Here is a 21,042-nt window from a genome sequence, read left to right on the forward strand (position 1 = left end):
CCTAGGCGCTGAGGGTATCTTCACCCTTGGTCCAGTTGCAGGGGCAAAGCTCGTCGGTTTGCAGGGCGTCCAGGGTTCGGAGAACCTCTTCCACGTTCCGGCCCACATTCAGATCGTTAACACTAACCCAGCGAATGATACCGTCGGGATCTACAATAAAGGTGGCACGGTAGGCTACCTTTTCTTCCTTTTCAAGGATTCCCAGGGATTCAGCCAGACTCTTGGATGTATCGGCAATCATGGGAAAGCGTAATCCCCGTAGATCGTCGTGGTCCTTTCTCCAGGCGAGGTGGACGAACTCGCTGTCTGTGGAAGCCGCATAGAGTACGGTATCCCTATCCCGGAATTCCGGGTACTGGCTGTTAAACTCCGCAATCTCTGTGGGACAAACGAAGGTAAAATCCTTGGGATACCAGAACATTACCATCCACTTACCGTCCTTTTTATGATCCTCATGGGTTACGGTTTCGAATTCCTTTCCCTTCTCCAGGGAAACTGTTGCCAATTTAGAAAACTCAGGAAAGCTGTCACCAATGGTTAGCATATCCACTCCTCTTTATTAAGAATTATTCTTACTAACAAGGAGCCTATCAAATCATCCGAAGCTGTACAAGCCCCGGGAATCTTAATACAATGGCCAGCACCGACAAAACCGAACTCCACGCGAAAGGAAGTAGATTATGGGTGACCTCATTCAGCCCCGGGTACTAAAGGGATTCAGGGATGTTCTTCCCGATCAGGAAGCAGCACGACGGAAGATTCTGGAAACCATCGAGGAGGTCTGCACGACCTTCGGGTTTGTTCCCATCGATACCCCAGCTCTGGAGTACTCCGAAGTACTTCTGGGAAAAGGAGGGGGCGAGACGGATAAGCAGGTGTACCAGTTCAGCGATCATGGAGGCAGGGATGTGGCCCTACGGTTCGACCTTACCGTACCCTTTGCCCGGTACATGGCCGCCCATAGCCGGGAGCTCTATCTTCCCTTTAAACGCTACCACTTTGGCAAGGTGTACCGGGGAGAAAACACCCAGAAGGGACGATACCGGGAATTCATGCAATGCGATTTTGATTGTGTGGGGGTAGATTCCCCTGCAGCGGATATGGAGATTCTCCTGATGATGCACCGGGCCTTTACCCAACTGGGTATCCGGGGTGTGGAGATTCGCCTGAGCCACCGGGGCATATTCAACCGGTTCCTGGATCACCTGGGAGTCCGGGAAAATTCCGTAGAAATCCTTCGCAGCGTTGATAAGCTGAAAAAAATCGGCCGGGAAAAGACCCTGGACCTGCTCCGGAGCCTGGTTTCCGCCGAACAGGCCGAGTCCATCCTTTCCTTTATAACCCCCCGGGATTCGAACGCAGAAACCCTCGCTGCCATGGAGGATCTGGCCGGAGGACCGGGAGAAGACAGCGGCCGGGTATCGACCATCCTATCCTGGGCAGATTCCCTCGGCCTGGGTAGTTCATTCATCCTGGATCCGTCCATCACCCGGGGACTGGATTATTACACCGGTATCGTCTACGAGACCTTCCTCCAGGAGATTCCGGAGATCGGGTCGGTGTGCTCAGGGGGACGGTACAATAACCTTGCGGGATTGTATACCAAGGAACAGCTTCCCGGGGTAGGAAGCAGCATCGGCCTGGACCGCCTGGTAGCCGCCCTGGAGGAGCTTGGCCGGCTGGAGGATCAGAGCAGCGCAGCCGATGTTATCGTCTTCTGCATGGATGATTCCCTGATGGCCCAATACCTCGGGGTGGCTCAGGCCTTTCGGGATGCCGGGTTCCGGGCCGAGGTATACCCAGAAAACCGGAAGCTCGGTCCGCAGTTTTCCTACGCAGAAAAGAAACACATCCCCCTGGGTATAATCCTCGGCGAAGAGGAACACAGCCGGGGTACCCTGCAGCTTCGGGATCTGCGACAGCGCCAGAGTATCCCCGGCCTCTCCCTGGAAGAAGCATTAGCCCGGGCAACGGAGCTTATTTCCTAGGGCGGTGCCCGGTATCCTCGGTAGATCCCCGGAAACACCGGTTTCAGGGCAGCTTCGACCCTAATACTCTTAATAGTTCTTGACGGATGCCTCAGAACACCTCAAAGTAGAGGTAATGGAAAAAAAAGTTTCAGGGGTTCACCCCCCGGGGAAGGTAATCCGGGCTCTCCGGCTGATGCTGCCCTGGGGGATACTGATTATCCTCAGTCTACCCCTCGCCGGCCAAGCCGGTGACGGGGCTGAAGCCCGGGGGGCAGAGATCGTAACCCTTTCGGGATACGATCAGGTCTACGATTTTGGTTCCTTTTCGGGAGTGCGCTGGAACACCGGTGATGAACCGGCGTACCGGCAACCCGGATACGACGATTCCGCCTGGACGACCGTTACCCTTCCGCATCAATGGGACAGCCATGATGAACAAAGCACTACAGCATGGTACCGGTTCTGGTTCCTCCCTCCTCAGGGTCCTCAAACCGCATCCATCTATTTAGAGTTGGGTAGAATCGCCGACTTCGATACTATCTATCTGAACGGTCATCGGGTGGGGGAAAACGGCGGTTTTCAGGATCCCGGGGCAGATGAACTCTACGATGTGGTCCGCCGCTACGAGCTCCCCCCGGCCTTCCTGAAACCAGGGGAGCCAAACCTCATCGCCCTGGAGGTGTCCTCGGGGAACCATAGCCGGGGAGGCCTGTTAACCGGCCCCTTCACCTTCGGCCCCCTGCGCCGCTTCGGCCGTACCACCAGCCCGGCGGACATCATCCAGATAGCCCTAACCAGCATGTACCTGCTCACGGGATTTTTTTTCCTCCTCCTGTTTTTCAAGAACCCCAAGGAGCTGAGCGTACTGGTATTCGGACTGTTTACCCTGGCGATTACCGTGTACTTTTTTCATAACTACGATGTAAAATTCCTGCTCTACCAGTCTCACTACAACCTCATGCGGCGCCTGCAGTTTGCCTCCCTCTGGGCAAGCTTCCCCCTATTTATGGTCTTCATTCTGACCTATTTTTCCGCCCCACTAAACAAACTCCACCTCGGGTATCTGGGTGTTTCCGGGTTAACCGTACTGACGGCCTTCCTGATTCCCGATGTTCACTATCTAAACTGGGTGAATCTCCGGTTTGTACAGATAACCTGGCTTGTCCCCATTGTGGTCATCCTGCGGACCATCCGCCAAAACTGGTACTCCTCCCCGGATACCCGGCCCCTCATCCGGATATTTTTAATCACCGTTCCTTTTATTGTCTTTGACATTCTCAAGGCCCAGGAAATTACCCTGCTGCAGCCCCTCCCCTACCTCAGCGCCTACGGGTTTGCGGTGTTCATCCTCGGCAGCGCGATAATCGTGCTCCACCGCTTCGCCCGGCTGGAGCTGGAGGTCCACCGTCTCGGACACCTGGCCAGGGTGGACCAACTCACCGGAACCTTCCAACGCAGCCATTTCCTGGAACAACTGGAGCGCTCCCTGGCCGGGGCAGTGTCCCTGAAACAACCCCTGTCCCTGCTACTCATCGACCTGGACCATTTCAAACACACCAACGATAGCCTCGGCCACCAGGCGGGAGATCAGGTGCTCCAGGAACTAGGAGCCATTTTCCAGTCCATGATCCGTACCCAGGATGCGGTGGGGCGGATCGGCGGGGAGGAATTTTTAATCATGCTGCCCAGCACCCCCCTGGAGGGAGGACGTCTCCTTGCAGAACGCCTCCGCGCCAGGGTCGAGGCCTCCCCGGTGCTCTGGCAGGAGCAGTCCATTCCCATAACCATCAGCATCGGAGTTTCCGGGTATCCCGGATGCGGATCCACCCCCCGGCAACTCATAGGGGCAGCGGACAGGGCTATGTACCAGGCCAAACAACAGGGCAGAAACAGGATAATCGTTGCCGAATGTGGGGATGACCGGCTACACTGAGAACCATGGATCCTAAACAGCTGCCCGTATACGCCCAGAGGGCCAAAATTCTTCAAGCCCTATCCGAACATCAGGTCATAGTCGTCGAAAGTCCCACCGGGTCGGGGAAAACCACCCAACTCCCCATCATCCTCCACGAGGCGGAATACGATCAGGGAGGACTCATCGGTATAACCCAGCCCCGGCGGATCGCCGCGGTATCGGTCTCTACCTATATCCAAAAACAACTTGCCGACCGGCCGGAGGGCTTTGCCGCCTATAAGATGCGATTTGAGGATCACACCACCCCCGATACCAAAATAAAGGTCATGACCGACGGGATTCTGCTTCAGGAGATGAAGGCGGATCCGATGCTCTCCCACTACCGGGTTATCATGGTAGACGAGGCCCACGAGCGCAGCCTGAACATCGATTTCATCCTGGGACTGTTGAAACGGGTCCTTCAGGCCAGGAAGGATTTTAAGGTCATAGTCAGCTCGGCTACCATCAACGCCCAGGTATTCAGCGACTATTTCGAAAACTGCCCAATTGTCCGAATCGACACCGTTAGTTACCCCGTACAGACCATCTACGCCCCTCCGGCAACCGACGGCGACCCCGAAGCCCTCATTCTCCGAGTGGTGGATATCGTTACCCATGTGCTGGAGGAACGAAGGGACGGCGACATTCTGATTTTTCTAAGCGGCGAGAAGACGATAAAGGATGTGATCAACCGTCTGTACGGCCTAACCTTTAGGAAAAAACTCGAAATCATTCCCCTCTATGGCCGGTTGTCCAAGGAGGAACAGGATCTGGTATTTCCGCCTCCCGCCAAGGGTAAAACCAAGGTGGTGGTAGCCACGAATATCGCTGAAACGAGTATCACCATCGACGGCATAACAACCATCATCGATTCAGGGCTGGCAAAGATTAACTACTATAACCCCCGCAGTTTTACCTCAAGCCTGGTGGAGAAACCCGTATCCAAGGCATCGGCAAATCAGCGCCTGGGCCGGGCAGGCCGCACCCAACCGGGCACCTGCTACCGCCTGTATACCCGGGAGGATTTTGAATCCCGTCCCCTCTACACCCAGGAAGAGATCTACCGCACCGACCTATCCGAGGTTGTCCTCCGGATGGCAGAACTGGGAATCCGGGACTTCACCTCCTTCGATTTTATCTCCAGCCCCGGCTCCCAGGGGATTGCAGGGGCAGTTGAAACCCTCTTCCTCCTGGATGCCCTGACTGAGGAAAACGAGCTCTCAAAAACAGGCCAGATGATGGCCCGGTTTCCCCTGCTGCCCCGGCATAGCAGAATCCTGGTGGAAGGAATCCTAGGCTACCCGTCGGTTCTGGAAGAGCTGATCATTGCCACATCCTTTTTGACGACCTCAAATCCCTTCCTTCTGCCCCAGGGGGAAGAGATGGAGGCCCGCCGGGCACACCACAGTTTCCGGGTGGCCGGGGGAGATTTTCTCACCTACCTCAAGCTCTACTATGCCTACCTGGAGAGTAAAAAACGTAGTACCTTCTGTGAACGCTACTACCTGGACCAGCAGACCATGGATGAAATCTTGAATGTCGCTGATCAGTTGAGTCAGATCGTCAGCGATTTCGGGGTGCCCATCGGCTCGGGAGGGCCGGTAAAACAGTATCTCTGCGGAATATCCAAGGGGCTGATCCAATTCATCTGTATCCGCAGCGGCCGATCCGGGTACCGCAGCCTTACGGCGGATCACATCGATATTCATCCGGGATCGGTATTATTCCGGGAGAACCCGGACTATATCGTGGCGGGGGAGATTGTAAAAACCAGCCGGACCTTCGCCCGGTCCGTGAGCCCCCTGGAGGCCCAGTGGCTCCCGGAGATCAACCCCGACCTGGCCTCGGCCCTGGCCGCCCTGGCCAAAAAAAATAAACAGGTCGATTCCCGGAGCGCCCGATCCCAGGACAGCCGTAAAAGCCGTGACACCACCTGGCAGGTCGTCCTGGGCGGAAGCATCTATCAGCTTCAGCAGCTCAAGGGGAAGAAGAAGATCCTCATTCTGCCCTGGGAAGATGCCCACCGCCTGGCGGAAAATCCCAACTACACCCTACCGCCCCAGCACCAGGCACTCCGGACCACCCTCACCTGGGGACGGTACCGCATCATGCAGGCCGAAAAACTATCTGCCGTACTCGGAATTGCCGGACGTTTGAATCCCCCTAAAGACATTTTAACCAGCGCCAACGGAACCGGGGATCTCCAGCTCTACGCCGATCAAAACCGGACGGCAAAACAGCTGGCCCTGATCGGAAAACTCGTGCCGATCAAAAAAAAGTCCAAGGATCTGGGCATGCTGGCCCTCTACAGCAACGGCGCCGGGGCCTATTGGATCAAACCGGCCCGGAACATCCTCCAGGGCCTCACCGAGAGCCTGGCCAGCCTGGATTCCCTGGCCGACGAACTGAACCCCCGGGAACACCGGGCCATCATCGATACCATCAACAGCCGGTATAGATGGCTCACCAGCCTCCTGGAGGAGCGCTGACCACTAGGAGCATCCGCAACTGGCCGTCACCTTCACAAAATGAGACACTCGGGGCGCCTAGCAGCCCTCCCGGAGACACTGCATGACCACCGGATCCGGAACCGGCTGCACCATGGTCTTGGCCAACCGCCGCTGGAGAACGAACCGCACCGTCCCCGACTGCTTCTTTTTGTCCTGTTTCATGGCTTCAAAGAGCGCGGCGGGATCTACCCCCCGGGCAGCCAGGCGGTACCCGTAGCGGTTCAACACATCCTCCACCCGCCGAGCGTACTGCTCATCGGTGACCCCCAGCAGGATACCCAGACGCATGGCCCGCTGGATCCCCCATGCCACCGCCTCGCCGTGGGTCCAGGTTCCGAATCCGGTCACCGCCTCCAGGGCATGACCGAAGGTATGACCCAGATTCAGGTAGGCCCGGATACCCGTTTCGGTAAGGTCTGCTTCCACTATCCGGCCCTTCACCGCGATGCTCCGGCGCACCAGCTCGTCAAGAACCCCGGGATTACGGGCCATGACCTGGTCATGACGGTCTTCGAGGATCTCCAGCAGCTGGGGATCATCCAGTAAGGCGCTCTTAATGACCTCCGCCAGGCCGCTCCGGTATTCGGACTCGGGTAGGGTGCGTAAAAATTCCGGAGCAATCCGTACCTCTTCGGCGGGATAAAAGGTCCCCACCATGTTCTTATACCCCCCGAAGTTCATACCCGTTTTACCCCCGAAGGCGGCATCCACCATGGCCAACAAGGTGGTGGGAACCAGAATAACCCGGCAGCCCCGCATGTACACCGAGGCTGCAAAGGCGGTCAGGTCCGTAACCACCCCGCCTCCGAGACCGATAAACAGGGCATCCCGGCCGAGGCCGATATCAAACCCTCGCTGAAGAACCCCGGCAATACTCTGCCACTCCTTCGCCTTCTCTCCGCTGGCTACCCGGTACAGATACGCCCCCCGATTCACCACCAGACCCCGGTACGCCTGATCAAAGGAACTCGACAGAACGTCATAGACATTCTGATCCGTTACCACCAGTGGCAGGTCCTCGGGAACCTCCAAACAGCCTGCAATATCCGTAAATACTACCCGGCTGGTCTTTCCCGCCAGATTAAAATCTAAATGCTCCATAACCCAAGACTATAGCCGAATTGACCGCCCTGGGCCAGTCTGCTACTATTCCAACCATGAAAATGACCCGCTTCCTTGTCTTTGGGGGGATTCTAATGCTCCTCCTTAGCTCCCTTCACCTGGGAGCCCAGGCCGATTCCGATGCTCAGAGCGCCTTCTCCGCCGCTGTGGAACGGCGTATCATGCATATCCAGGATTTTGAGCCCGTTCCCGGAGATATTTACCGCCTGCTCATCGACTTCGGTTCCAGCATCGGCGAGGCAAGCAACTCATCCGCCTACGATCTAATCCTCCAAGAGGACCACACCCTCAAGCTGCCCTTTATCGGCACCATGAATGTCCAAGGCCGGTCCTTCAGTGACATACGCAGCCGGATAATCACCCAGATAGAGCAGAAGGTTCCTGCGGTGCATGTTGATTTCGCCCTCCGGGCTCCGGCCCTCTTCGAAGTGTTTGTTTTCGGCGCCGTGAGCCAATCGGGCCTGATTCCGGCCTCGTCCCTCACCCGGGTCAACGAGGTACTCCAGCGGGCCGGCCTTATTCCGGGAACCTCTTCCACCCGAACCCTGGAGCTCCAGCGAAACGGCCAAAAACAAACCCTGGACCTCTTCCAATTCAGCGAGTATGCCCGGCGGAATCAGAATCCATTCCTGCGTCCGGGTGATCAGATCTTTGTCCGCCGGGCTGAACACCAGATCAGTATCACCGGGGAGATCGCAGTTCCCGGACAGATGGAGTTTGTCCCCGGAGAAACCCTTGCTCAGATCATCCGCTACGCCGGGGGCCTGAAGCCCACGGCGGACACGGGGTACATCACCCGGAAACGGCTGACCCCCCAGGGAACCTATGAGATCCAGCGGATCGAAAACCCGGACCTGGAGGATATTGACCTCCAAAATGGCGACCAGATAATCATCCCCTCCACCGCCGGAGACAGCGCTCCGGTCATAGTCCACGGCGCCGTGGCAGGCAAGGAAGCCAGCGGATCGGATCTGCGCAGCCTCAGCTCCACTTCCCTTGCCCTGGAGGTTTCCTACCGCCCGGGCATGAGTCTGCTAACAGCCCTGGAGCTCGTGGGAGGTCCCACGGTATTCGCGGACTACGAACGGGCCTATTACATCTCAGGAGATGATAAAACCCGTCAGCCCCTGACCGATCTTCGGGAGATATGGGAAACCCGGGACAGCTCCAGGGACTTCCAGCTCCACCCCGGAGATACCCTGGTTATTCCCATGAAGGTTCTCCGGGTCTTCGTTACCGGAGAAACGGTTCTGACCACCGGGGGCGGCCGGGAATCCTTTCAATGGATAGAAGGGTTTACCGTCAGGGATTATCTGGATTTCGCCGGCGGGGTAAATCCCGAGACGGGGAACCGGAACAATGTGGGCTTTCTTCAGCCCGACGGTTCGGTAGAACGGGTGAACCTGGAGACCAGTGTTCCCCCGGGGGCCATTATCTTCGTTCAAAAGAACGGGTGGGAGAATTTTAAGAACTTCATGGCAAGCGACATCATGACCACCATCGGCTGGATTACCACCATTCTCTCTGCAACTGCGTTGGTTATTAATACCATCGACCTGATAATCAACTGATGTGTTCTCCCTCTAGGCAGAACACGGGTATAGGCACAACACCGTGTGTTAGTCGACATTGGCCGCTACAACCCTGGGATAGTATACGCCGGCATCATCACTCACCGGTTCATTCTAATTCCCACAGCCCAAACCTGATCGGATATAAAAATGCCCCGGTCCTGGGCGACCGGGGTCTGGTTCTATGCTGCTAACCCTAGGGGGTATTCCATGGGGTGCCCGGGCATTTCAGCTTCAGCCGGGGTTTAGAGTCCTCGGCTGGGGTACTACATAGCCTTTTCTGCCACGGGTAAAATGGAATCCACAATCCGCTGCACGAAGGGGTCTACTATCGAGTAGGTCCTCTTGTTTCCCTTTACCTCGGATTGCACAATCCCCTTATCCTTGAGAACCGCCAGGTGCTGACTGATAACGGGTTGAGGTTGATTCAGACATACCCAGAGTTCGCTTACGCAGGGATCCTCCTGTTTGGAAATCATACAAAGAAGCTTCAGGCGGATGGGATGTCCGCAGACCTTGAGCTTCTGAGAATAATCATCCATAAGCTCCTCGGGACAGAGTGAACCAACGGATTCATCCTGCTGATCAACGTGGTATTCTGAAATCGATTCAACCTTAGACATAACAACCCCTAAGAAACTGCGGCCTTTTCCGACGTTTTAGCATCCGACGCCCCGGTCCCTGAATCAGAACCTGATCCGGCGGTTGAGGCCGTGCCTTCCTTGGCAGACCCTTCTTTGCCGGTGCGGCTACTCCCCGAGGAGGATTTCCCCGCCTTATTATCCGTTACATAAAATCCGCTGCCCTTGAAGATAACCCCCAGACCGCCGCCGATGAGCCGCTTGAGTCCATCGGTTCCGCAGGAAGGACACTCGGTCAATACCGGATCGCTCATAGACTGGAATTCCTCAAATACGTGGCCGCACTGTGTACATTCATAATCGTAGCTTGGCATAATCCTACTCCCATATTATATATAGGATTTATTGTATATATCAATAGCTCCCGCTTAAATATACACAGAAAGGGGCCCTTCGGGCAAGTAGAGACCGGGGTTTTTACATGAACCCCCACCGGAATGAGGAAGATACAGCCCCCTCACCCCCAGTCCATCCGGACCGGTATACCCCGGGACCGAAGGTGTTCCTTTATCTGGGTGACCGAATAGTCTCCGAAGTGCACCATCGAGGCAACCAGAGCCGCGTCAGCCTTCCCGGAGGTCAAGACCTCCGCGAGGTGCTCGGGGGTTCCCGCTCCCCCGCTGGCCACCACGGGAATTCCCACTGCCTGAGAGATTTTTCTGGTTACCTCCAGGTCGTATCCGTCCTTGGTACCATCGGCGTCAATGGAATTCACCACGATTTCTCCGGCTCCCAGCTGCTCGGCTTCCTGTGCCCAGGTTACAGCGTCAAGGTCTGTTTTCACCCGGCCGCCGTTAATCATGACCCCGTAGCCCGAGGGTTTATGGGGATCAGCGAAAACGTCCATTCCCAGGACAATACACTGAACCCCGAAGGCATCAGCCCCCTGGCGGATAATTTCCGGCTTCTTGACCGCCTGGGAGTTAACCGAAACCTTCTCTGCGCCGGCCAATATAACCCGCCGCATATCTTCCAGACTCCCAATTCCGCCCCCGACCGCGAAGGGAATAAAAATTTCCCGGGCTACCCGGCTCACGACCTCCACCATGATGCCCCGGTCCTCGCTGCTGGCGGTAATATCATAAAATACCAGCTCATCCACCCCGGCCTGATAATACATCCTGGCCATCTCCACCGGATCTCCGATATCTACGTTCCCCTGGAACTTAACACCCTTGGTTGTCTTACCGGCCCGGACATCCAGGCACACCACAACGCGTTTTTCTAACATGGCACTCTCCTTAAAATGAGGGACCGCAGAAGTTTCCCAAGAGCCGCAACCCGTACTCCCCGGATTTTTCCGGGTGGAACTGAACGGCCACCAGATTTTCCCGGCTCACCCCGGAAGAAAAGGGAAACCCGTATTCGGTGGTGCAGAGAACCGAATCCGCCTCTTCAGCCTGGGGATAGTAGGAGTGTACGAAATAGAAGCTTCGATCCTGGGGTATACCGTGAAAAAGTCTCTCCGCCAGGGGATTCCCGGTGTTCCATCTCACCTGATTCCATCCGATCTGGGGTACCTTGAGATCGGAGATCCTCCGGTCCGTGAATTCCTGGGAAAAGCTCCTGGCACGCCCGGGGACCAAACCGAGGCAGGCCGTGTTACGCTCGTCACTGCCGGAAAGCACGATCTGGCACCCAAGACAGATACCCAGGAGGGGTTTTCCGGTTGCAAAGAAGTCCCTGATCCCCTCATCCAGCCCCGTGGAATGCAGTTCATCCATGGCTGACCGCGCCTCCCCCACTCCCGGAAAAATCAGTTTATCAAAATCCGCCAATTCTTCTGGGTTGTTTGAAATCCGGTAGGATACTCCGAGGTGGCCCAATGCAGTTTCCACACTCCGAAGATTACCGGCCTTGTAGTCAATTACGCCAATCATGTGACAACTCCTTTACGAGGTGCATCAGGTTATCCGGGCCCGCGGGCACCCCAAGGGCGAAGACCCCCTGAACTCCCCGGGTCTCAAAGAGTACCCGGTTTCTCAACTGTTGGGAAGTAAGGGGCAAAAGTCCCCGCCGGGTCAGGGAGGAGAGCAACAGCCGGAGGGAGGCAGAACGGGAACGCTGCCAGGCATCGATTACCGCCTGTCCCGATTCTTGGCCCGAAGATTCATCAAGAGGTGATTCTTTGGCAGACCATTCAAACCGGGGTTGTACCCAGATATCCAGGAACCAGGGGGAGGCTCCGTCATCGGATGGTCCATCCGACCCGTCAGTGGTTGCGCCGCTTCCCCGGGGGAGGACCTGGACCGTGGAATCACCCCAGGCGCTCCGGAGAGAAAAAACAGCCCACTCCTCTACCAGTCCGGAGGATCCCTGTCCCGAAGCGGGATTTGAAATCTGCATTCCCAGCCGGAAGCTAACATCATCCTGGGTGTCCAGGAAGCGTGTAATACCGCCCACCGGCCCTGCATTCCTAGCAAGTACGGTAGAACCCCGGGACTCCCGGGTGCCGCCTCGGCTTTCCGTCTCCCGGAAGGGATCCACCGCCAACACCCCGGTTTCCAGGATACGGATTCTTATCCCCTGGGACGGACCCAGAGTCCCCGCGCTCCCCCGACTTTCGTCGGAACCAGAGGTCTGAGGGGCCGAAGAGGGACTATAAAAGGTTCTTGCCCAGGGGTAACCGTCAAGCCCCGCAGGCCCCTCCTCCCATCCCTGGGAAGCCAGGTACGCCCCAACCCAGACCCGGGGAATATCCCCGAGGATGACCATCTGGAATCCCTGCTCAGGAAATCCTGTGGCTTCGTTCAGGCGGATACCGGAGATCAAAAACACCTCGTGAATACGCTGCCGCAGACCGGGATCGGTCATTACCTGGGTCAGGGAATCGGCCACCGGGCCGGTATCCAGTCCGGCGGAGGAAAGAAGCCCCGACTCGGGGGTTAGGCTCCGAAGCAGCAGGGACCATAACCCCGGATCCTGCTTCAAATCCGCCTTCAAGGCGATCTTCGGCAGGCCCCCGTCCCAGGACTGCTCAATAAAATCCAGGTACTCCCGGGACTCGCCCCGGGGCAGACTCGCGCACCCGGTCCAGAGCAAAGCTACCATGGTCAATGCCAAAATCGGTCCCACCCTCGGGCCGGCCATAAAAAAAGCCGGGCGCCCCTTCCCGGCCCCGGCCTTCTTCTTCATACCCTAGAGCCTTTCCATAGAGAGGGTGCACACCGCGTCACCGCTCTCCAGGCTGGTGGACTGGACCTTGTCGGTGAGGATCAGGCGCTCACAGAGTACCTCCTCCTTGAGGTAATCCTCGAAGGATTCCAGGGCCTCGGATAATTCCCCTTGGGCTTGCAGGGTGATTCCGATGCGGTCGCTCACCTCGTACCCCGCTTCCTTACGGAGGTTTTGTATGCCCCGGACCAGGTCCCGGACCAATCCTTCCTGGCGCAGCTCTTCGGTCACCACGGGATCCAAGGCTACCGTCAGACTGCCCTCGTTGAGAACCTTCAGACCCTGCTTCTCTTCCCGCTGAACCAGGATGGAATCAATGGTTATGTCTATGCTCCGGCTGCCAAGATCCAGGTTCAGGGTGGCGCCGTCCATGAGCCCCTGAATATCCTCGGGTGTTAATCCGGAGATTTTATCCGCCGCCGCCTTCATATCCTTGCCGAGTTCTTTTCCCAGCTCCCGATAGTTGGCCTTGGCGCTGTATTCCACCAGATCCTCCTCGTTATCCCGGAAGATCACTTCCTTTACGTTCAGTTCGTCCCGGATGATGTCTTCCATCTCGATGAGGACATTCTTTTCGTCCCGATCCTTGGTAACCAGGTGCAATCCGTTCAGGGGCTGGCGGATCTTCAGGTTATGCATGCTCCGGATCGCCCTGCCCATGCTCACCGCCTGCTGGGTGAGGTGCATTTTCCGTTCCAGGGCGGGATCACGGCGACCGGCAATGACCTGGGGATAATCGCAGAGATGCACGCTCATGGGCATCTCCTGGGTGCGCAGATTCTGATAAATTTCCTCGGTAATAAAGGGAATTACCGGAGCTGCCACCTGCATGAGCCTGAGCAGCACCGTATGCAGGGTCTGGTAGGCCTGGAGTTTATCGCTGTCATTCTCGCTCCGCCAGAACCGCCGGCGGCTCCGCCGGATATACCAGTTGTTTAGCTGGTCGATAAATGCTACCAGGGGCTCCACGGCCTTTTGCAGATCGTAGCCGTCCAGGTGGTGGGTTACGGTTTCGACCAGGGTTTCCATCTCCGATAGCACCCAGGTATCCAGGGGGTTTGCCGGCAGATCCGGCGCCCCTTCGGGTTGGATGTCGTCAATATTGGCGTAGGTCACAAAGAAACTGTAGGCGTTCCACAGGGGCAGGATTACCGATTTCAGGACCTCCCGGACCCCCTCATCGGTGTACTTCAGGTCTTCTGCCCGGACCACCGCCGAGTTCATTAAAAACAAACGCAGGGCATCAGCCCCGAAGGTATTGATAACCTCCACGGGATCGCTGTAGTTCCGTGCGCTCTTGGACATCTTCCGACCGTCCTCGGCGAGCACCAAGCCGTTCACAATTACGTTCTGAAAGGCCGGTTTATCAAAGAGCGCGGCGGCCAGAACGGTTAGGGTATAAAACCATCCCCGGGTCTGATCCAAGCCCTCGGATATAAACTGGGCGGGGAAATTCTGCTCGAAGAACTCTTTATTCTCGAAGGGATAGTGGTTCTGCGCATAGGGCATGGCCCCGGATTCAAACCAGCAGTCCAAAACCTCGGGAATCCGATGTTTTGTACCGCCGCAGCTGCATTTCCAGGTTAGGGGGTCTACGAAATGTTTATGGAGATCCGATACGGTCTGCCCGGTTTTCTCCTCAAGCTCCTGGATGCTGCCCAGGCACTCCACATCCTCGCAGGTATCGCATTTCCAGACGGGAATAGGATTTCCCCAGAAGCGGTTCCGGCTGATTGCCCAGTCCCGGGCGTTCTCCAGCCATTTTCCGAAGCGTCCCTTCTGGAGGTGAGAGGGAACCCAGGATATCTGATCGTTGGCATTGAGCATGGAATCCTTAATGCGGTCGATTCTAACGAACCAGCTGGATATAGCCCGGTAGATGAGGGGTTTTCCGGTACGGTAACAGTGAGGATAGCTATGCAAATAGTTCTCCCGCTTGACCAGCTTCCCCTTGTCTTTGAGCCACTGAATGATAGGCTTATCCGCATCCTTTACAAAGAGTCCCTGGAAATCCGGGATTTCCGGAAGGAATTTACATTCGGCATCGATGGGACAGATGACCGGCAGTCCGGAATCCTTGAGCACCTGGTAGTCATCCTCACCGAACCCTGGGGCGATGTGGACAATACCGGTACCGTCCTCGGTGGTCACATAGTCCGCGAGATAGGTGGTGAAGGCACCCTGGTCATGGAGCTCGGAGAAATAGGGGAAGAGGGGTTCATAGCGCCAGCCGGCGAGATCGGTCCCGCTGTACCTGGCTACCACCTCGTAGTCCGCTTCATCCTTGTAGTAGGCAGAGAGGCGTTCCTCAGCCATGATGTAATAATCCTCCCCATCCCGCACCCTGACGTACTGGATCTCGGGTCCGAAGGCCAGAGCCAGGTTGCTGGGCAGGGTCCAGGGGGTAGTGGTCCAAGCCAGGAAGTAGGTAGTACCGCCGCCGGAATCCAGGCTGTTCCCCTGGGCATCTTCCTGCACCGTGAATCGTACGGTTACTGCCGGATCGTGGACGTCCTTGTACCCGCCGAGATTAACCTCAAAATTGGACAGAGGGGTGGCCAGGGCCGGGCTGTAAGGAAGAATGTAGTGCCCCTCGTAAATCAAGTCCTTTTCCCACAAACTCTTGAACACCCACCAAATGGACTCCATGTATTGGGGATCCATGGTTTTATAATCATGCTTGAAATCCACCCACCGGCCCATCCGGGTAACCGTTTTTTCCCATTCGCTGGTATAGCGCAGGACAATCCCCCGGCATGCCTCATTGAACTTATCAATCCCATAGGCTTCGATTTCGCTTTTTCCGCTGATTCCCAGTTCCTTTTCCATTTCGTACTCAACAGGCAGACCATGACAGTCCCAACCGAAGCGGCGAACTACCCGTTTGCCCCGCATGGTCTGGTACCGGGGAATAATGTCCTTGATAGTACCGGGGACGAAGTGGCCGAAATGGGGAAGACCTGTGGCGAAGGGAGGACCATCGTAAAATACATAGTCTCCCGAATCTGCGTTTTTATCTAACGATTGTTCAAAAACCTTATGTTGTTCCCAAAAAGCAAGAATTCCTTCCTCCATTGCCGGGAAGCTGACCTTAGGGTCGACGGGCTTATACAAAGCATCCTCCTCATTGTTGTGCACCATGGATTAGGCGTGCCTGTATAGTACCGGTTCGGAGAAAGGGTGGTCAAGGATGGCCGGGGGGCGGGCCAGAGCTGACCGGGAGCAGACGGGGTTACTCCCGGTAGCTGACCGGGGGAGGATGAGGTTTCTCCCGGGGGCCGGAGCTGACCGGGAGCGCTCCCGGCACCGCCCCTACCGCAGGAACCGGTACACACCGCCCCAGCGTTCTGGGGACAGGGCGCCTTGATCCACCTGATCCCGGAGTTCCCGGCAGCGATCGATATAAAAAAGCACCACCGGATCAGCAGAAAGCTCGGTATCCAGGCTATGGGGCCCAACCTCTCGGTAGATATGGGCATAGAGGGATACAGCCCGGTGAAAATCGCCCATCTTGTACACCCGGTATGCAAGATCGTACCGGGGCTGAAACCGCTGTTTCATGGCCTTAACCCAATCGGGATCCGCATCGTAGACCTCATAGATGCTCACCGGCAGGGCCTTCCCTTTTACCTGAACCCGGTCGATAAACCGCAGGGTTCGGGGTTGCTCTAACCGGTTCAGAACATCCTCGGAGATGATGCACCGCACCTTGTAGTGTCGGGTAAGACTCTCAAGCCGGCTGGCCACATTCACCGTATCTCCTACAATGGTATAATCCATCCGGGAATGACTGCCGATATTCCCCTGAACCACCGGTCCGAAACTAATCCCGATACCGATATCCAGACGGGGCAGTTCCCGGGCGATACGATCCCTATTCAGATCCTGGAGGGCTTTTTCCATGGCTACCGCCGCATCCACTGCCTGGTCGACCGACTCAAACTGCGCCATGAGACAGTCCCCCATGAGTTTATCGATATCACCCCGGTGTTCACGGATACGATCGTTCATGGTCCGGAAGAAGGTATTCAAGAGCCCGACCACCTCCTTGGCTGAGAGCCTCTCGGACAACTGGGTAAAGTTCCGGATATCGCAGAACAGCACAGCAAGCTCCTTCCCTTGGGGCAGCCAGAGGGTGGGATCATCCCCGGAATCCACCCCCTGGGCTAGGCCGTCCTTGGTATACATGCGGAAGATCTTGGATTGCTGCCGGGTTGTCTGGTGCAGACGAACCATCTCAAAATAGCGCTCCGTACCCCGGGCTACCTCACTCTGGAGCTCCTGGATGAGCTTGGGCAGCCCCCTTCGGCGGCGCCGGCTATTCACCAGCCGGGATATCAACCCCGGCTGCCTCCAGACGAAGTCGATCCGGCTGAAGGGTGCGTTGTAGATCTCGCCTGCTCGGAAAACTACCTGATCCTCCAGGAACACATCCCTTAGAACCTCCAGACACCGGATGCTCCGGGCATTCGAATCACCCTGCCCGCCCTGGAAGGCCCTGCCGTCCCCCAGCCCGCCCCCGCCGATCCCCCGCAGCTCCGACTCCCGGGGGGTACAGGGAATTCCCCGCAGCTCCAGCTCCCGGCGAGTACAGGAAATCCGCCGAGCCAGGGGCGAACCCTGAAGGAACAGTACATCATCCCGCCAACCGGTTTTCCACCCCTGGTGACCGTATGCCCGGTGAATCAGCATCTCAAGATCGAATCCGAACACGGCCTGGTCCGCCCTCAGAACCGAATACCCCTGGGCCTGAAGATCCGCCGTCAGAAGACCCTGGATGAACATGTCCATGGGACCGGGAAACAGCTCCAGGGCCTGGGGATACCAACCCAGCACGATGGACGCCCCGCTCCGGGAATAAGCCAGACACTCAGCCTGAAAAAACTGGGTCACCCGAGAAACATGGGCCGAAATATCCCGGACCACCTCCCCAGCAGGAATCAGGGAATAGAGGGCCCCCAGGCTGCTGTGGGGCAAAAACCGGAACTGCCGTCCCGCCGGACCGAAGATACGGTGGGTACCACCGGGCCCGCTCTGAGCCATCAGGTTCCGGAATAGCACCGCGGTATCTCCGGTCGAAATCCAATGTCCCGGTTCATCCAAATCATCCCGGGACACCGATACCCCGTGGAATAGATCCTCCCGGGCTATCCCGAGGTGGGTTAGGGCATAATCGGCCAGGTGGGCCCCGCACTCCCCCGCTAGCCCCGGGTTCTGCCCAAGGATGCCGGGCTGGGTTGTAGAATCAGAAAGAAGGTCCTTCGGTAAAATCATACTTATAACAGTATAGCCATTTATCGAGACTTTAGGGTAATTCTAGGGTGATTTTAATGCCCCAACCCGGTTCATGTTCCCGGTGATCCGGATGCCCCCAGGTCCCCTCCATGGCGGTTTAATTTGCTGAAATCACTCGGGCGTAGTATAGTGACCTCCATGGCAGAAAAAGAGCGTATCCTGTTTCTATACCTACCCACCGGCGGCGGACATATAGCCGCTGCCCGGGCCCTCCAGCGGGAGATAACCAGCAGCTATTCCCCCGATGAGGTGGAGCTGTTTCTCCTCGACGGATTGAATCCCAACAGCAGGGTTCAGCGCGCTCTGGTGGAGCAGGGGTATCAGTTTTCAACCTTCACAGTCCCGATTTTATGGCCTCTGATATATCAGATGAGTCTGATTCCCTGGGTTATGCACGTCCACACCTTTGCTATGGTCCTGTACTCCACAGGACATATCCGTCGCTTCATCCGGGAACATAAGATCACCAAGGTGGTAAACCTGCATTTTCTACTCACCCGGCCCCTCTACCGGGCCTTGAGTCAACTGAAAAAACGCGGAATGCCCAGCCTTACCATCGTTTTGGACCCCTTCTCCTGCCACCCCATGTGGTTCTTCTACCAATTCATGAACATGATTGTATTCAGCACCAGGGCGTGGAAGGAGGCCAAGATTGACCTCTTTTTCTACCGTAAACGGGGTATCCTCACCAATCTTAAAAAACCGAAGGTCATGCGCTACCCGCCCATCCTGAATTCCCGGTTTAACCGGGCCATGGATCCGGGAGACATCCCCGCGGTCAAGGAGCACCTGGGGTTCACCCCCCATGAGCCCCTGGTGCTCATCGCCGGGGGCGGAGAGGGATTGCCCCAGGGTGAAGAGGTGCTCCAGGAGCTCCTCCAGGCACGGCTTCCAGTGCAGATCGCCATGGTCTGCGGAAAAAATGCTCACCAGAAACAGCGGGCCGAGGAAATCGCCGGTGCCTACCCGGATGCCCGCATTCGAATATTCGGATTCATCGATTTTATGTATGAACTGATGAACAGTGCGGACCTGGTAATTACCAAGGCCGGACCGGCTACCATCTTTGAATGCCTGCTCCTGTGCAAACCCGTTCTCCTGAGTCAGCGCCTCTACGGCCAGGAGCAGGGGAATGTAAGCTTCGTGGTTCGGAACGGTTTTGGATGGTTCCTGCCCGAACCCCGGGATCTGGTCGATCAGGTCCGCCGGATCATCGACAATCCGGAAATCCTGGAGGAAGCAACCCGGCGGATCCGGAACCGCAAACTGCGGAACGGAACCCCGGAAATCGCACGATACATTATGGAGTCTATGAAATGACCGCGGCGCCGTCTCCGCCTACCCTCACCCTGGGTCCCGGAAAGGATAAACTTCCCCGAAACCGTCATCCCTGGATCTTTTCAGGGGCCTTAGAATCATCCTCCAAGGCCCGGCTGTCCCTCTGGGAATCCGATCCCGCTGTCGCGACCCAGGCCGCCAGGGTACAGACCGCGGATCACCGGTTCATAGGACATGCCTGGGTGAATCCGCGATCTAAAATCGCCTTGCGGATGATCAGCTGGGATGACCAGCTGCCGCGAGAGGACGAATGGCTCCAGACCATGCTTCGCCGGGCCTTTGCCCTGCGCCGAGATCTGGGGATCGCCGAGGATGGCATCACCACTGCGGGCCGGTTGGTGTTCAGCGAGGGTGACGGGATACCCGGGGTGGTGGTGGACCGCTTCGCTGATTATTTGGTTCTGCAACTGGAAACCTACAGCGCCGAGGTCCGCCGGGACATGATAATCCGCGGACTGGAGGGCTGCGCCGGAGAGTTCATGCCGAACCTGAAGGGCATTCTGGAGGTCAGCTCGGGTGACGGCCGGGCCATGGAAGGCCTGCCGCCCCGGGAGGCCCTGGTCTGGGGCAGTCCGCCTCCGGATATGGTGCCGATTCGGGAATACGGCGTGCAGTCCTGGGTCAGTCTCGGCCTGAGCCGCCAGAAGACCGGGTTCTATACGGACCAGCGGGAGAACCGGCGGCGGGTTGCTGCCTATTCCCGGGGCTTGAATGTCCTGGATATCTGTAGTTTCACCGGCGCCTTCAGCACCGCCTGCCTGTCCGCCGGGGCCGCCAGCAGCACCGCGGTGGATACCAGTCAGGAAGCCCTGGACCGGGCAGTTCTCAATGCCCGAAGCTGGGAGGACAGGTTCTCGGTGGTACGAGAGGATGCCTTTGAGTTTCTCCGGAATCTCGCCCCCGAAAGCCAGGACATGATCATCCTCGATCCGCCGAAGCTGGTTCCCAGCCGGAGAATAAAAGACCGCGGCCTTCGAGCCTACAAGGACGGGAATCTCCATGCCTTGGCGGCCCTCCGCCCGGGGGGCTACCTTGCCAGTTTCAGCTGCAGCGGTTTAGTCACCCGGGAGGATTTTGTCGCCATGATTCAGTGGGCGGCTAAAGACGTACAGCGGGATGTTCAGATCCTCGAACACCTGTCCCAGGCGCCCTGCCACCCCGTCCGGACCAGTTTTCCCGAGGGGCTCTACCTGAAGGGAGTCATCGCCCGGGTCCTTTAAGATCCCCCCGGTTATATCCCCCAGTATGCTCTCCTGTTCCCCTGGCGTACCCTAGAACCCCCGTCGGCTTCTCTAAAAAGAGCCCGGTGTGCGTACAGCCCTTCTGAGGACCTAGGCGGTTGAAACGAACACCAGACCTTGCGGGGTAACCTGTAGTCCCCCTTCAGGGGATGGGCTGCCCTTAGGCACCCTTACAATCATCAGCCCACCAGGAAATACACGATTTTTCCCTCCGCCTTGAAGCAAA

Annotated in this window: 15 protein-coding genes; 6 read left to right on the forward strand and 9 right to left on the reverse strand. The window is 57.1% G+C overall.

Annotation, left to right across the window (positions count from 1 at the left end):
* Position 1 precedes the first annotated feature (1 nt).
* A complete protein-coding gene (locus DC28_RS14335) occupies positions 2 to 544 on the reverse strand; it encodes a peroxiredoxin (protein ID WP_037550196.1) in 543 nt (180 codons plus the stop codon).
* A 136-nt stretch (positions 545 to 680) separates the two neighbouring features.
* Here DC28_RS14335 and hisS point away from each other — a divergent pair, with 136 nt between their 5' ends.
* The 3 genes from hisS to DC28_RS14350 all read left to right on the forward strand — a co-directional run bounded on the left by hisS (position 681) and on the right by DC28_RS14350 (position 6,413).
* Positions 681 to 1,988, forward strand: a complete 1,308-nt coding sequence (gene hisS, locus DC28_RS14340) for a histidine--tRNA ligase (RefSeq protein WP_037550199.1) — start codon at positions 681 to 683, stop codon at positions 1,986 to 1,988.
* Positions 1,989 to 2,103: 115 nt separating this feature from the next.
* Positions 2,104 to 3,903, forward strand: a complete 1,800-nt coding sequence (locus tag DC28_RS15950; protein WP_052078948.1) for a GGDEF domain-containing protein — start codon at positions 2,104 to 2,106, stop codon at positions 3,901 to 3,903.
* Positions 3,904 to 3,908: 5 nt separating this feature from the next.
* Positions 3,909 to 6,413 (forward strand): helicase-related protein, encoded by a 2,505-nt coding sequence (locus DC28_RS14350; protein WP_037550201.1) that lies wholly within the window; start codon positions 3,909 to 3,911, stop codon positions 6,411 to 6,413.
* Between the two features lie 57 nt (positions 6,414 to 6,470).
* Here the strand turns inward: DC28_RS14350 and aroB are convergent, their stop codons facing one another.
* Positions 6,471 to 7,535 carry a 3-dehydroquinate synthase gene (aroB, locus tag DC28_RS14355; RefSeq protein ID WP_052078949.1) on the reverse strand — a complete coding sequence of 355 codons (1,065 nt, stop codon included), beginning with the start codon at positions 7,533 to 7,535 and terminating at the stop codon, positions 6,471 to 6,473.
* Between the two features lie 56 nt (positions 7,536 to 7,591).
* On the opposite strand from aroB, the gene DC28_RS14360 reads away from it, so the two are divergent.
* Positions 7,592 to 9,127 carry a polysaccharide biosynthesis/export family protein gene (locus DC28_RS14360; RefSeq protein ID WP_081942241.1) on the forward strand — a complete coding sequence of 512 codons (1,536 nt, stop codon included), beginning with the start codon at positions 7,592 to 7,594 and terminating at the stop codon, positions 9,125 to 9,127.
* A gap of 266 nt (positions 9,128 to 9,393) precedes the next feature.
* On the opposite strand, the gene DC28_RS14365 is transcribed toward DC28_RS14360, so the two are convergent.
* The 7 genes from DC28_RS14365 to DC28_RS14395 form a co-directional block, all read right to left on the reverse strand.
* Complete coding sequence (locus DC28_RS14365; RefSeq protein WP_081942242.1) at positions 9,394 to 9,750, reverse strand: ArsR/SmtB family transcription factor; 357 nt, start codon at positions 9,748 to 9,750, stop codon at positions 9,394 to 9,396.
* 8 nt (positions 9,751 to 9,758) lie between these two features.
* Positions 9,759 to 10,082, reverse strand: a complete 324-nt coding sequence (locus tag DC28_RS14370; protein ID WP_037550207.1) for an FmdB family zinc ribbon protein — start codon at positions 10,080 to 10,082, stop codon at positions 9,759 to 9,761.
* Positions 10,083 to 10,225: 143 nt separating this feature from the next.
* Positions 10,226 to 10,999, reverse strand: a complete 774-nt coding sequence (gene hisF / locus DC28_RS14375; RefSeq protein ID WP_037550210.1) for an imidazole glycerol phosphate synthase subunit HisF — start codon at positions 10,997 to 10,999, stop codon at positions 10,226 to 10,228.
* A 10-nt stretch (positions 11,000 to 11,009) separates the two neighbouring features.
* Complete coding sequence (hisH, locus tag DC28_RS14380; RefSeq protein ID WP_037550213.1) at positions 11,010 to 11,648, reverse strand: imidazole glycerol phosphate synthase subunit HisH; 639 nt, start codon at positions 11,646 to 11,648, stop codon at positions 11,010 to 11,012.
* Positions 11,632 to 12,903, reverse strand: a complete 1,272-nt coding sequence (locus DC28_RS14385) for a hypothetical protein (RefSeq protein WP_037550216.1) — start codon at positions 12,901 to 12,903, stop codon at positions 11,632 to 11,634. Before DC28_RS14385 ends, hisH begins: the two co-directional genes overlap by 17 nt.
* A 3-nt stretch (positions 12,904 to 12,906) precedes the next feature.
* Positions 12,907 to 16,056 carry an isoleucine--tRNA ligase gene (ileS, locus tag DC28_RS14390; protein ID WP_037550219.1) on the reverse strand — a complete coding sequence of 1,050 codons (3,150 nt, stop codon included), beginning with the start codon at positions 16,054 to 16,056 and terminating at the stop codon, positions 12,907 to 12,909.
* A gap of 198 nt (positions 16,057 to 16,254) precedes the next feature.
* On the reverse strand, positions 16,255 to 18,216 hold the full coding sequence (locus DC28_RS14395) for an adenylate/guanylate cyclase domain-containing protein (RefSeq protein WP_037550222.1): 1,962 nt from the start codon (positions 18,214 to 18,216) through the stop codon (positions 16,255 to 16,257).
* 159 nt (positions 18,217 to 18,375) lie between these two features.
* Between DC28_RS14395 and DC28_RS14400 the strand changes: the two genes are divergently transcribed.
* Positions 18,376 to 19,557, forward strand: a complete 1,182-nt coding sequence (locus DC28_RS14400) for a glycosyltransferase (RefSeq protein ID WP_037550225.1) — start codon at positions 18,376 to 18,378, stop codon at positions 19,555 to 19,557.
* Positions 19,554 to 20,795: a class I SAM-dependent rRNA methyltransferase gene (locus DC28_RS14405; RefSeq protein ID WP_037550228.1), complete on the forward strand. Its 1,242-nt coding sequence runs from the start codon at positions 19,554 to 19,556 to the stop codon at positions 20,793 to 20,795. Before DC28_RS14400 ends, DC28_RS14405 begins: the two co-directional genes overlap by 4 nt.
* Positions 20,796 to 21,042 lie beyond the last annotated feature (247 nt).

The organism is Spirochaeta lutea (genome assembly GCF_000758165.1).
GTDB classification, from domain to species: Bacteria; Spirochaetota; Spirochaetia; order DSM-27196; family Salinispiraceae; genus Spirochaeta_D; species Spirochaeta_D lutea.

What these genes read in the sequence shown, in the direction of transcription:
- DC28_RS14335 (WP_037550196.1), bottom strand. Translation starts at nt 544, where the DNA reads ATGCTAACCATTGGTGACAGCTTTCCTGAGTTTTCTAAATTGGCAACA.
- hisS (WP_037550199.1), top strand. Translation starts at nt 681, where the DNA reads ATGGGTGACCTCATTCAGCCCCGGGTACTAAAGGGATTCAGGGATGTT.
- DC28_RS15950 (WP_052078948.1), top strand. Translation starts at nt 2,104, where the DNA reads ATGGAAAAAAAAGTTTCAGGGGTTCACCCCCCGGGGAAGGTAATCCGG.
- DC28_RS14350 (WP_037550201.1), top strand. Translation starts at nt 3,909, where the DNA reads ATGGATCCTAAACAGCTGCCCGTATACGCCCAGAGGGCCAAAATTCTT.
- aroB (WP_052078949.1), bottom strand. Translation starts at nt 7,535, where the DNA reads ATGGAGCATTTAGATTTTAATCTGGCGGGAAAGACCAGCCGGGTAGTA.
- DC28_RS14360 (WP_081942241.1), top strand. Translation starts at nt 7,592, where the DNA reads ATGAAAATGACCCGCTTCCTTGTCTTTGGGGGGATTCTAATGCTCCTC.
- DC28_RS14365 (WP_081942242.1), bottom strand. Translation starts at nt 9,750, where the DNA reads ATGTCTAAGGTTGAATCGATTTCAGAATACCACGTTGATCAGCAGGAT.
- DC28_RS14370 (WP_037550207.1), bottom strand. Translation starts at nt 10,082, where the DNA reads ATGCCAAGCTACGATTATGAATGTACACAGTGCGGCCACGTATTTGAG.
- hisF (WP_037550210.1), bottom strand. Translation starts at nt 10,999, where the DNA reads ATGTTAGAAAAACGCGTTGTGGTGTGCCTGGATGTCCGGGCCGGTAAG.
- hisH (WP_037550213.1), bottom strand. Translation starts at nt 11,648, where the DNA reads ATGATTGGCGTAATTGACTACAAGGCCGGTAATCTTCGGAGTGTGGAA.
- DC28_RS14385 (WP_037550216.1), bottom strand. Translation starts at nt 12,903, where the DNA reads ATGAAGAAGAAGGCCGGGGCCGGGAAGGGGCGCCCGGCTTTTTTTATG.
- DC28_RS14395 (WP_037550222.1), bottom strand. Translation starts at nt 18,216, where the DNA reads ATGATTTTACCGAAGGACCTTCTTTCTGATTCTACAACCCAGCCCGGC.
- DC28_RS14400 (WP_037550225.1), top strand. Translation starts at nt 18,376, where the DNA reads ATGGCAGAAAAAGAGCGTATCCTGTTTCTATACCTACCCACCGGCGGC.
- DC28_RS14405 (WP_037550228.1), top strand. Translation starts at nt 19,554, where the DNA reads ATGACCGCGGCGCCGTCTCCGCCTACCCTCACCCTGGGTCCCGGAAAG.